The organism is Micromonospora sp. NPDC049801, from assembly GCF_040656575.1.
Classification (GTDB): domain Bacteria; phylum Actinomycetota; class Actinomycetes; order Mycobacteriales; family Micromonosporaceae; genus Micromonospora.
In genome coordinates, this window is the sequence record NZ_JBFAMS010000008.1 from 145,745 (window position 1) to 157,798 (window position 12,054).

Annotated in this window: 9 protein-coding genes and 1 pseudogene; 7 read left to right on the top strand and 3 right to left on the bottom strand. The window is 72.8% G+C overall.

From position 1 onward, the window contains the following. Positions 1–114: 114 nt before the first annotated feature. The 3 genes from AB0I89_RS16905 to AB0I89_RS16915 are packed head-to-tail and all read right to left on the bottom strand — an operon-like array spanning position 115 to position 2,751. Positions 115–798 carry a VTT domain-containing protein gene (locus AB0I89_RS16905; RefSeq protein ID WP_357126929.1) on the bottom strand — a complete coding sequence of 228 codons (684 nt, stop codon included), beginning with the start codon at positions 796–798 and terminating at the stop codon, positions 115–117. Further along, a complete protein-coding gene (locus AB0I89_RS16910; protein ID WP_357126932.1) occupies positions 795–1,514 on the bottom strand; it encodes a glutamine amidotransferase in 720 nt (239 codons plus the stop codon). The genes AB0I89_RS16905 and AB0I89_RS16910 overlap by 4 nt, the downstream gene beginning before the upstream one ends. Continuing rightward, on the bottom strand, positions 1,504–2,751 hold the full coding sequence (locus AB0I89_RS16915) for a MurT ligase domain-containing protein (protein ID WP_357127327.1): 1,248 nt from the start codon (positions 2,749–2,751) through the stop codon (positions 1,504–1,506). The genes AB0I89_RS16910 and AB0I89_RS16915 overlap by 11 nt, the downstream gene beginning before the upstream one ends. A 355-nt stretch (positions 2,752–3,106) precedes the next feature. Here AB0I89_RS16915 and mraZ point away from each other — a divergent pair, with 355 nt between their 5' ends. The 7 genes and pseudogenes from mraZ (at position 3,107) to mraY (ending at position 11,811) form a co-directional block, all read left to right on the top strand. Further along, positions 3,107–3,538 carry a division/cell wall cluster transcriptional repressor MraZ gene (gene mraZ / locus AB0I89_RS16920; RefSeq protein WP_355049459.1) on the top strand — a complete coding sequence of 144 codons (432 nt, stop codon included), beginning with the start codon at positions 3,107–3,109 and terminating at the stop codon, positions 3,536–3,538. 206 nt (positions 3,539–3,744) lie between these two features. Continuing rightward, a pseudogene (gene rsmH, locus AB0I89_RS16925) lies at positions 3,745–4,854 on the top strand (16S rRNA (cytosine(1402)-N(4))-methyltransferase RsmH). Beyond that, positions 4,844–5,449: a hypothetical protein gene (locus tag AB0I89_RS16930; RefSeq protein WP_357126937.1), complete on the top strand. Its 606-nt coding sequence runs from the start codon at positions 4,844–4,846 to the stop codon at positions 5,447–5,449. Before rsmH ends, AB0I89_RS16930 begins: the two are co-directional and overlap by 11 nt. 3 nt (positions 5,450–5,452) lie before the next feature. Then, a complete protein-coding gene (locus tag AB0I89_RS16935; RefSeq protein WP_357126940.1) occupies positions 5,453–7,681 on the top strand; it encodes a penicillin-binding protein 2 in 2,229 nt (742 codons plus the stop codon). Positions 7,682–7,733: 52 nt separating this feature from the next. Beyond that, the gene (locus AB0I89_RS16940) at positions 7,734–9,296 is read left to right on the top strand and encodes a UDP-N-acetylmuramoyl-L-alanyl-D-glutamate--2,6-diaminopimelate ligase (RefSeq protein WP_357126943.1); all 1,563 of its coding nucleotides are present in this window, start codon (positions 7,734–7,736) and stop codon (positions 9,294–9,296) included. After that, positions 9,293–10,690, top strand: a complete 1,398-nt coding sequence (gene murF / locus AB0I89_RS16945) for a UDP-N-acetylmuramoyl-tripeptide--D-alanyl-D-alanine ligase (RefSeq protein WP_357126946.1) — start codon at positions 9,293–9,295, stop codon at positions 10,688–10,690. The genes AB0I89_RS16940 and murF overlap by 4 nt, the downstream gene beginning before the upstream one ends. Continuing rightward, entirely contained in the window at positions 10,687–11,811 is a 1,125-nt protein-coding gene (gene mraY, locus AB0I89_RS16950; RefSeq protein WP_357126949.1) for a phospho-N-acetylmuramoyl-pentapeptide-transferase, read from the top strand. The genes murF and mraY overlap by 4 nt, the downstream gene beginning before the upstream one ends. The last annotated feature ends 243 nt before the right edge of the window (positions 11,812–12,054 follow it).

The window sequence follows — 12,054 nt, forward strand, 5'->3', positions numbered from 1 at the left end:
GCCCCGTCGATCTTGCAGTTTCGCTCGACATTCCACCCCTTTATGCGACGGTTTGTCGGGACAGAAAGTGCAAGATCGGCGGGCGCGGGCGCGGGCGCGGGCGGGGCGCGGGGGTCAGGTTGGGGTGGAGCGGCGGTGGCGGTTGGCGCGCCACCACTGGTGTACGAGGACGAGGCTGGCGATCAGGCCGAGGCTGGCGGGAGCGGCGGCGTACCAGTTGACGTGACCGGGTGAGCTGACCGCCGCGCCGATCGCCGCGTAGCCGAACGCGGTCGGCGCGGAGGCGATCACGCTGCCGGCCAGGAACGGCAACACCCGCGTGCCGGTCGTGCCGTAGCCGTAGCTGACCAGGCCGAACCCCGCGATCGGCAGCAGCCGGACGGTGACCACGCCGAACACGCTCTGCCGGGCGAACCAACCGTCGAGGCGGGCCAATCGACCGCGTACCCGTTCGGCGACGAACTCCCGGCCGAGCAGCCGGCCGACGGTGAACCCGATCGCCGCGGCCACCAACGCCGCGCCCAGGGCGTACGCGGCGCCCTCCAGCGGGCCGAAGATCGCGCCCGCGGCGAGCGTCACGAAGGTGCGGGGGACCAACGCGACCAGGAGCAGCGCGCCGCCGAGGATCGCCGCCACCGGGGCGAGGTCGCCCAGCTGGTCGGCGAGCGCCGGTAGCCGCGCCGGGTCCGGGCGGGGCGCCAGGAGCAGCAGCAGCCCGCAGCCGCCGATGAGCGCGACCAGCAGGGCGAACCGGGCGGCCGACGGCTGCCGGAGCAGCCGCCGGACAGCGTGGATCATGCCCGGGCGGCGGCCACCGCTGAACGGCGCTCGGTGCGGAGCCGGTCGGGCCAGGTGTCGTCCAGCGGCGGGAGCTGGTGTGCCCCGGTGGCCCAGCGCAGCAGCAGGTCGGCCAGGGCCGGGTTGCGCGCCAGCGCGGGACCGTGCGAGTAGGTGCCGAGCAGCTTGCCGCGCCAGGCGCCCTCGGTGGCGCCGTCGTTGCCGATCCCGGCGGTGACCCGGGCCAGGGGGGCGACCTCCGGGCCGAGGTGGGTACGGCCACCGTGGTTCTCGAAACCGGTCAGTGGCGGCAGGCCCAGCCGAGGGTCGATCTCGCCGGCCAGCTCGCCGACGGCCCGGCTCTCGCCCCGGTCGGACCGCAGGTCCAGCAGTTCCAGGCCGCGGCACTGCACGCCCTTGGCGAAGAAGGACGTCCCGAGCAGCTGGTAACCGGCGCAGACACCGAAGACCACCGAGCCCTGTGCGACCGCCCGGTGCAGACCGCCGTCCGCGATGAGCCGCTGCGCGCCCAGCGCCTGCGGGCCGTCCTCGCCGCCGCCGACGAGGTAGATGTCGGCCGTCGACGGCAGTTGCTGGTCGGAGCGGACCTCCAGCACCTCGACCGGCATGCCGCGCTGGCGGGCCCGCCGGGCCAGGATCAGCGCGTTGCCCCGGTCACCGTAGGTGGACAGCAGATCGGGGTAGATCCAGACGATACGCAGGCTCTCAGTTGACACGGTCCAACTCCGCTCGGATGTCCTGGAACGCGGTGTAGTTCGCGATGACCTCGAGCCGGCCGGGCGGTACCGCCCGGACGGCGTCGTCGAACGTGCGGACGTGCTGGAAGGGCACGTCGTTGACGTCCAGCCGAACCGCCAGGTCGTATGCCCGGTCACCGGTGATCAACACCTGCCGGCCGCGGAGCGGGGCGAAGTCGACGTCGAACAGCCAGGAGGTGTCCAACCCGTCGGGGTCACGCGCGTTGATGGAGAGCAGGGTGGGCGCCTCGTCGGCCATGTCGAAGGCCTCCAGCCAGCTGGCCGGGTTCTTCGCCAGCAGCAGCCGGATGTTGCGGCCGTCCCGGTCGACCTGCGCGTACCGGCCGGCGACCGAGGTCACGATGCCGAGACGGCTCACCGCGTCGACGGGGCGTACGCCGAACTCGGCCGCCACCGCCAGCGCGGTCGCCGCGTTGCCCAGGTTGACCTTGCCGGGTAGCTGGAGGGAGACCTTGTGCCAGGCCCCGGTGGGGTCGAGCACTCCCTCGTCCTCGACGACCCAGTGCGGCTCCGGGCGGCGCAGCGCACAGCCGGTGCACCACCACTGCTCGCCGGAGCGGGCGATGGTGGAGCCGCACTCCGGGCAGACCCAGGAGTCGTCGTGCCAGCGCTGGCCGGCGCTGAACCAGGTCACGTGCGGTGGGCTGATGCCGCGGGCCGGGTCGGCCGGCGGGGTGGCCGCCCACACCACCATCGGGTCGTCGGCGTTGGCCACCACCCGTACGTCGGTGTGCCGGACCAGGGCCGCGCGCCAGAGCTGCGCCATCATGGCGACCTCCTTGGCGCGGTCGAGCTGGTCGCGGGAGAGGTTGAGCAGCGCGACCACGTGCGGCTCGGTCGACTCGAGCACCTGGGCGAGGTAGTGCTCGTCGACCTCCAGCACCGCGTACGGGGTGCTGCCGGCCTTGGCCAGCGCCGAGGTGTGCCCGCTGGGCATGTTGGCGCCGAACGAGTTGGTGGCGACCCGCCCGAGCACGCCGACCGCGGCGGCGGTCAACCGGGTGGTGGTCGTCTTGCCGTTGGTGCCGGAGACCAGCGCGATGGCGCGGCCGGCCGACAGGTGCGCCAGCAGGTCCGGGTCGATCTTCAACCCGATCCACCCGCCGATCACCGAACCGTCGCCACGGCCGGCGGCCCGGGAGAGCGCCGCGGCGGTCCGTGACACGGAGCTGGCCACCTTGGCCCGTAGGGGCATTTTCGCGTCCGTCACGCGAGCGAGGTTACCGGACCGCCCACCTCGCCAGATCGCCGCCGACGGTGAACCGTTCGGCCGTGGCATCCCGGCGGGCGGTCGGCGCGCGCTCGGCCGGACGGAGTCGATCAATGTCGGAAAGCGGACCACACCGGGCGGGCGCGCCGGCCCTCCACTCCGCTCCACCCCCTGTGACGTGCGGTTTCACGCGCGGATCGGACGCGCCACGCGGGCGAATCTGGTTGCAGGTGGAGGGAAGTGGAGTAGAGTGGGGCCCAATGGTGAGGCCGGGAGGGCTCACCGGCCCGGGGGGTCAGCGGCGCCGCGAACGCCGCTCAAGGGCGAGGGGGTTGGGCCGATGTTTCTCGGCACCCATACCCCGCGCCTGGACGAGAAGGGCCGGTTGATCCTTCCGGCCAAGTTCCGGGATGAGCTGGCGGGGGGTGTCGTGGTCACCAAAGGGCAGGATCGCTGCCTCTATGTCTTTCCGACACCCGAGTTCCAACGGATCGCGGAGCAGTTGCGCGCGCAGCCGATGACGCACAAGGCGGCCCGGGCCTACAGCCGGGTCTTCTTCGCCAGCGCGCACGACGAGGTGCCGGACAAGCAGGGCCGTGTGACGATCCCCGCGCATCTTCGTGAGTACGCGGCGCTCGACCGGGACCTGGTGGTCATCGGCGCGAGCACCCGGGTCGAGATCTGGGACAAGGTCGCCTGGGAGACCTACCTCGCCGAGAGCGAAGACGACTTCGCCGACATTGAGGAGGGGGTGCTGCCCGGCGGTCTGTAGGGCGGAACGGCGTCCGACGTACTGCGAGATCTCCAGCCGCTTTCGAGTTCCTGGCATCACTTCCCCGGTGCCAGGCGCACGATCCAGTAATCCGGCGGAAGTCGGTGTCCGGCGGGAGCGGATGGGGATCTGGCGGTACGACGGGAGCGCCGTCTCCAACGGCAGGCGCGCGAGAAGAACGGACGTTTCAACCAGTGGGGGTCATCATGGGGGAGTTGCGCGGCACGCACGTGCCGGTGCTGCTCGAGCGGTGTCTCGAGCTACTGGCCCCCGCGCTGGGTCGAGGCGGCCGGACGGTGCACGTCGACGCGACGCTCGGCCTGGCCGGGCACGCGGAGGCGGTGCTCGAAGCGCATCCGGAGACCGTCCTGATCGGGCTCGACCGGGACACCGAGGCGCTCGCCCACGCACGGGTGCGGTTGGCGCGGTTCGCCGACCGGGTGCACCTGGAGCACGCCGTCTACGACGAGCTGCCCGACGTGCTCCAGCGGCTGGGTTATCCGGGCATCGACGGGATCCTGTTCGACCTGGGTGTCTCGTCGCTGCAACTGGACGCGCCCGACCGCGGGTTCGCGTACGCGCAGGACGCGCCGCTGGACATGCGGATGGACCAGACGCGGGGGACGACCGCCGAAGAGGTGGTCAACACGTACGCCCATCCGGATCTGGCCCGGGTGCTGCGGGTGTACGGCGAGGAGAAGTTCGCCGGGCGGATCGCCTCGGCGATCATCCGGGAGCGCGAACGGGCCCGGATCACCTCGTCGGCCCGGCTGGCCGAGCTGGTCCGGGAGTCGATTCCGGCACCAGCCCGACGAACGGGCGGGCACCCGGCAAAGAGAACGTTTCAGGCTTTACGGATCGAGGTAAACAGAGAGCTGGCAGCGCTGGAGACAGCGCTGCCGTCCGCGCTCGACGCACTGACCGTGGGCGGTCGCATGGTGGTCCTGTCCTACCACTCGCTGGAGGACCGGCTCACCAAGGCGGCGCTCGCGGACCGGGTCCGCAGTAAGGGCCCGATCGACCTCCCGGTCGAACTGCCCGGGTCCGGTCCGACGTTCCGGCTGCTCAGCCGGGGCGCCGAACTGCCCGGGGAGACGGAGGTCGCCGCGAACCCGCGCGCCGCTTCGGTGCGGCTGCGGGCCGCGGAGCGACTCGACCCGAACGCGACAGAGCAGGGGCGGACCGACCGCGAACGGTCTCGCCGACGGGTGAAGGGAATGCACCAACCGGGCACGGGGTCCGCCTGATCCGTGGGGGGTCAGGGGCGCCGCGACCGGCGAGGGACGGACGTTGAGGGGGAGGGACATGAGCATTGACAAGCGCGACCGCCGGGACGTCACCGGCGGCGGGCAGCGCGCACCGCGGTCGGGGGGCCGGACCGCGGCGGAGCGAGCTCCGCGCGTGGAAAACGGTACGCCACGCATCGATCGAGTGAGTCGGCAGGGGGAGACTCGCGCCCGGGGGGCGCGCGAGTTCCCGACCCAGGGCAGTGCCGCGCTGCGTCCGGCCGAGAAGGCTGCCGCCACGGCGGCAGCCCGCTCGCCGCGGCTGCGGGTGGCGCCTCCGCCGCCGGTGTCCGTTCCGCGCGCGCCGTTCGCGGCGCTGATCGTGGTGCTGGTGGTCGGCGGGGTGTTCGGCATCCTGGCGGTCAACACCAAGATCAATGAGAACGCGTTCCGGTTGGAGAAGCTGCAGCAGCAGCAGGCCCGACTGGACCTGGAGAAGCAGCAGCTCGACAAGCAGATCGCCGACGCCAAGGCGCCGGGGAACCTGACCGCCGAGGCACGTCGGCTGGGTCTGGTGGACGCCGGTGAGCCGGCGTACATCCGGATGCCGGACGGCAAGCCGATCGGCGTGCCCAAGCCGGCGACCGGCGAGCCGTCGGTCACCAGCCAGGGCGCGGGAGGCTGACCGGTGCCACCGAAGTCGGACGAGCCGCGCCGGGACCCCACGGGGTCCCGGCGCGGTTCTCGCCGGGACGTTGCCGACTCCGAGTCCCGCACGGGTGAGCCGGGGATCGGTGGCATCTCCGGCGCTCGGGCGTACACCCCGAGGGGGCGGACGGTCCGTGAGGAGCGCGGCACGCCCGCGCGCGGCGGGAACGCCGAGCAGCGGCGTACCCCTCGGGGCAGCACGCGGTCCGGCGACCCGTTCCGGCCGGCGTTGCAGGTGCTCGACGGCGGCCGGGCCGCCGCCCGCGCCGGCCGGCGTGACGCTCCGGCGGCCGGCCGCAGCGGCGTCGTGCGCACCGTCGCGCCCCGGACCCCGCGCGGCGCCCCCGGTGACGTCCCGCCGCCGCGTCGCCGCACCACGCCCCGCGCGCCCGGTCGCGGCGACCGTCCGACGGCCCGCCGGCCGTCCCGCAAACCGCCTCGCCCGCCGAAGCTCGCCGACCCGCGGCTGCGGCTGCGCCTGGGCACCGTGCTCACCCTGGCGCTCTTCGTCGCCATCGGGGTGCGGTTGATCTTCCTGCAGGCGGTCGATACCCCCGCCTACGCCGGTGGTGGCGTCGCCGACCGGACGCGCACCGTGGAGCTGCCCGCGCCGCGCGGCGCGATCTACGACTTCCGGGGCGAGCCGCTGGCGCACAGCGTCGAGGCGCGGTACGTGTTCGCCGATCCGACGCTGATCGAAGACCGGTCCAGCCCCGGGTGGATCGGGGCGGAGGCCACCGCCAAGGCGCTCTCCCCGTTGCTCGGCATTCCCGCGTCGAAGCTGACCGAGCTGATGAAGCCCCGCAAACTGGAGAACGGCAACGCGTCGCGTTTCGAGTACCTGGCCCGGGGGGTGGAGATCCCGACGGCCAAGCAGGTGCTGGACCTGGACCTGCCCGGCATCGGCGTGCACCGCGACGAGCGCCGGGAGGTGCCCGGCGGCGACCTGGCGGCCAACCTGATCGGCTTCACCAGCCAGGACATGGACGGCCTGGAGGGGTTGGAGGCCCGCTACGACGACCTGCTCTCCGGGCAGGATGGCCGGCGGGTGTACGAGGCCGGCCTCGGCGACCTCGCCGCGCCGATCCCCGGCGGCTACAGCAAGACGACTCCGGCGAAGCCGGGCAGCTCGCTGACCCTCACCATCGACCGGGACCTGCAGTTCCGTTGCCAGCAGATCCTCAGCGCGGGGATGGCGGGGCAGAAGGGCGCGACCGCCGCAGCCGTGATCATCGACGTCGCCACCGGGGAGGTGCGGGCCCAGGCCAGCGACCCCACCTACAACGCCGCCAAGCCGACCCCGAGCGACCCGGTCGCCCGGGAGGACGCCGCGACCAGCTTCGTGGTCGAGCCGGGCTCGGTGCACAAGGCCATCACCTACGCCGCCGCGCTCCAGGAGGGGGTGATCACCCCGGACACCACGCTGCCGATCGCGAACAGCATCAAGATGGGCGACACCTGGTTCTCGGACACGCACCCCGCCAACGGTAAGAAGATGAGCATTCCGGGAATGCTGGCCTTCTCGTCGAACGTCGGGGCCATCACCGTCGGCGACAAGCTCGGCAAGGACCGGCTGATCGACTACCAGAAGCGGTTCGGGCTGGGGCAGCCCACCCGCGAGGGCCTGCCCGGCGAGGCCAGCGGCCGGCTGCTGCCGGCCGACGAGTGGAGCGACTCGTCGTACGGCTCGGTGCCGATCGGGCACAGCGTCGACGCCACCCCGTTGCAGATGGCCGCCGCGTACGCCGCGATCGCCAACGACGGCACGTACGTGCAGCCGCACCTGGTCAAGGAGACGATCGGCCCGGACGGCAAGCGGACCCCCGCACCCCCGCCGGTCACCCGCTCCGTGCTCAGTCCGCAGAACGCGGCGGCGCTGCGCACCATGCTGGAGGCGGTCACCACCGTCGAGGGCGCCACCGGCACCACGGCCGCGGTCTCCGGCTACCGGGTCGCCGGCAAGACCGGCACCGGGTGGCGTCGGGTCGACGGCAAGAGGCAGCCGGGCGAGGTGTCCTCGTTCATCGGCATGGCCCCCGCCGAGAAGCCCCGGTACGTGATCGCGGTCTTCGTGTACGCCCCCGGTGGTGGTGGCGCGGCGATCGCCAACCCGGCGTTCCGGGAGATGATGCAGTTCACGCTGCGTCACTACCGGGTGCCGCCGTCCCCGAGTGGTTCCGCACCGAAGTTCGTGGTCTATCCGCGCTGAGCGGCGTGGGCGCGACATCATCGGTGAGTGCCGACGAACCACCGGGGCGGCTGTGCGGCCGGAACCGGACGACCGGGTAGGGTCTGACGCCGTGCCCGGCAATCCACGTCCACGTACCGTGACCGGCGTCCGGCTCGGTGATCTCGCCGCCCGGCTCGCCGTCGACCTGCCGGCGGACGCCGCCGACGTGCTCGTCACGGGTGCCACCCACGCGAGCCAGGAGGTCCGCCCCGGCGACCTGTACGCGGCCCTGCCCGGTGCCCGCCGCCACGGCGCGGAGTTCGCCGTCGGCGCGGCCGAGGCCGGCGCGGTGGCCCTGCTGACCGACCCGGCCGGCGCGGAGCTGGCCGCGGCGAGCGGCCTGCCCGCCCTGGTGGTCCCCGACCCGCGCGCGGTGCTCGGCGAACTGGCGTCGGCCGTGTACGGCGACCCGACCGCCGACCTGACCGTCATCGGCATCACCGGCACGGCCGGAAAGACGTCCACGGCCTATCTGGTGGAGTCGGGGCTGCGCGCCGCCGGACACACCACCGGACTGATCGGCACCGTGGAGACCCGCCTCGGCGATCTCGTGATCGACAGCGTACGGACCACCCCGGAGGCGACCGACCTGCACGCGATGCTGGCCACCGCCCGCGAGCGGGGGGTCACCGCCGTCGTCATGGAGGTCTCCAGCCACGCCCTGGCCATGGGCCGGGTCGGTGGGGTGCGCTTCGCCGTGGGTGGCTACACGAACTTCGGCTCCGACCACCTGGACTTCCACGCCGACAGCGCCGACTACTTCGCCGCCAAGGCGCAGCTCTTCGACGGCCGGTGCGCGGTCGAGGTGCTCAACCGCGACGATCCGGCCCTCACGCCGCTCTACCAGCCGGCGACGGTCAGCTACTCGGCGGCCGGCGACCCCACCGCGACGTGGTGGGCCGACGGCGTCGACGGCGAGGGGTACGCGCAGCGGTTCACCGCCCACGGCCCGGACGGCGTGGTCGTGTCCGCCGGGGTGGCGCTGCCCGGCCGACACAACGTGGCAAACGCGTTGCTGGCCATCGCCGCGCTGGTGGGCGCCGGGGTGGACCCGCGGACCGCCGCCGACGGGGTGGCCGCCTGCGGTGGCGTGCCCGGTCGCCTGCAACTCGTCGACGTCGCCGGGCCGGTGCGTGGGGTCGTCGACTACGCGCACAAGGCGGACGCGATCGTGGCGGCGCTGGCCGCGCTGCGGGAGCTGAGCGTCGGACGCCTGATCTGCGTGATCGGCGCCGGTGGGGACCGTGACCGGGGCAAGCGGCCGGTGATGGGCGCCGCCGCCGCCGAGGGGGCCGACGTGGTGCTGGTGACCGACGACAACCCGCGCACCGAGGACCCGGCCGAGATCCGCGCCGAGGTGCTCGCCGGGGCGTACCGGGCCGACACCGCCGCCCGGATCATCGAGGTGGCCGGTCGGCGGGACGCGATTGACGAGGCGGTCCGACTGGCCGAGCCGGGCGACGTGATCGCTCTGCTCGGCAAGGGCCACGAGCGGGGCCAGGAGGTGGCGGGCGAGGTGTTCCCGTTCGACGACAGCACCGAGCTGGCCGACGCGCTGCGGGCCCGCTTCGCGGACCGGGCGGGTCAGCGGTGATCGCCCTGACCCTGGCCGAGGTGGCCACGGCCGTCGACGGGCGGCTCGTCGCCGCCGATCCGGCCGCCACCGTCACCGGTTCGGTCGAGTTCGACTCGCGCAAGGTCGGACCCGGTTCGCTCTTCGTGGCGTTCCCGGGGGAGAAGGTCGACGGGCACGACTACGCGGCGACGGCCATCGAGGCCGGCGCGGTGGCGGTGCTCGGCACCCGTGCGGTTCCCGGGGTGCCGATGGTGCTGGTCGACGACGCCCTGACCGCGATGGGTCGGCTGGCCCGCGCGGCGGTGGACCGGCTGCCCGAGCTGACCGTGGTCGGGGTGACCGGCTCGTCCGGCAAGACCACCACGAAGGACCTGATCGGTCAGCTCACCGCCCGGCTCGGCGCCACGGTCGCGCCGCCCGGCTCGTTCAACAACGAGCTGGGTCACCCGTACACGGCGCTGCTGGCCGGGCCGGACACCCGCTACCTGGTCATGGAGAAGGGCGCGCGGGGCATCGGGCACGTGCGCTACCTGTGTGAGCTGGTGCCGCCGCGGATCTCGGTGGTGCTCAACGTCGGCACGTCGCACATCGGTGAGTTCGGCTCACAGGAGGCGATCGCCCAGGCCAAGGGCGAGCTGGTCGAGGCGCTGCCGGCCGACGGGCTGGCCGTGCTGAACGCCGACGACCCCCGGGTGGACGCCATGGCGAGCCGTACGCGGGCCCGGGTGGTCCGGTACGGCGAGGCGCCGGACGCCGACCTGCGCGCCGAGGACGTCACGCTCGACGCGCGGGGGCACCCGTCGTACACCCTGGTCACGCCGGAGGGGCGCGCGGCCGTGCGGCTCGCGCTGACCGGCCGCCACCAGGTCGGCAACACGCTCGCCGCCGCCGCGGTCGCCCGGGAGCTGGGCATGCCGCTGGCCGAGCTGGCCACGGCGCTCGGCGAGCTGGGGCTGAAGTCCACCCGGCGGATGGACGTCTTCGACCGGCCCGACGGGGTGACGGTCATTGACGACTCGTACAACGCCAACCCGGCCTCGATGGCGGTCGCGCTCCGGGCGCTTGGCAGCCTCGGACGCGAGAGGCGTACCGTCGCGGTGCTCGGTTACATGGCCGAGCTGGGCCCGTTCGAGCGCGACGGCCACGCCGAGGTCGGCCGGCTAGCGGCCGAGCTGGGTGTCGACCGGCTGCTCGTGGTGGGCGAGCCGGCCGCGCCGATCCACGAAGGCGCGACAGCGGTAGCGAACTGGGGAGGAGAGTCGGTGCTGCTCACCGATCAGGCGGCGGCCGTCGAGGTGCTGCGGGGCGAGCTACGGCCGGGCGACGTCGTCCTGGTCAAGGGCTCCCGGTACCGGACCTGGGAGGTGGCTGACGCCCTGCGCGCCGACGCCGCCGAGGAGGCCACTCGATGAGGGCCATCATCGTCGCCATCGGGGTGGCCTTCGTCGTCTCGCTGTTCTGCACCCCGATCGCGATCAAGGTGTTCACCCGGCTCAAGGCCGGCCAGCCGATCCGGTCCGACGGCCCGGCCATGCACCAGGGCAAGAAGGGCACGCCGACGATGGGCGGCGTGGTCTTCATCCTGGCCACGGTGATCGCGTACGTGGCCGGCCACCTGGCCCTGACCACGCTGCCGGACGCGCAGATCGCGCAGGTGGAGCCGACCATCACGGCGCTGGTGCTGCTGGGGCTGATGGTGTTCTCCGGCGCGGTGGGCTTCCTCGACGACTTCCTCAAGGTGCGCAAGCGCAACAGCGCCGGCCTCAACAAGCGCGGCAAGCTGCTCGGTCAGATCCTGGTCGGCGCGGTCTTCGGCGTGATCGCGCTGTGGTTCCCGAGCACGATGACCGACGCGACGGGCCGGGCCACCAACACCCAGACCGTGGGCAGCACCACGCTGAGCTTCATCCGGGACATCGACTTCCTGGAGGTCAGCAAGGTCGGCGCGGTGATCATCTTCATCTTCGTGGTGATGGCCGCGACGAACGGCGTCAACCTCACGGACGGCCTGGACGGTCTGGCGACCGGCGCTTCAGTGATGGTGCTCGCCGCGTACGCGCTGATCGCGTTCTGGCAGTACCGCCACTGGTGCGCCGACCCGAGCTACCGCCAGCCGTACTGCTACGAGGTCCGTGACCCGTTGGAGATCGCGCTGATAGCCGGGGCCGCCGCCGGGGCGTGTGTGGGCTTCCTGTGGTGGAACACGTCCCCGGCGCGGATCTTCATGGGCGACACCGGGGCGCTGGGGCTGGGCGGCCTGATCGCCGGCATGGCCATGTCCACCCGGACGATCCTGCTGCTGCCGATCATCGGCGGGCTCTTCGTGATCATCACGATGTCCGTGGTGATCCAGATCATCTCCTTCCGGACCACCGGTAAACGTGTGTTCCGGATGTCCCCGTTGCAGCACCACTTCGAGTTGGCCGGCTGGAGCGAGGTCAACATCGTGGTCCGGTTCTGGATCATCGCCGGCATCGGCGTGGCCATCGCCCTGGGCCTGTTCTACAGCGAGTTCCTCGCCAACATGACCTAACCCCCCCCGGGGGGGCCTGCCCTGCCCCGCCGATCTTGCACCTTCTGTCGGTGGAATGTCCCGCTCTGCGGCTTAGGTCGGGACAGAAAGTGCAAGATCGGCGGGGAGTGGGCTCGACACGCCCGGGGTGGCGTTCTGGAGCCGTCGGGGGTGTCGAGCGGTGATGATGTCGGGGTGGGGGAGGACATCGGCACTGAGGACAGAGCTGACGGCCGGCGGCGTCGGTCACCGAGCGCGGCGCGT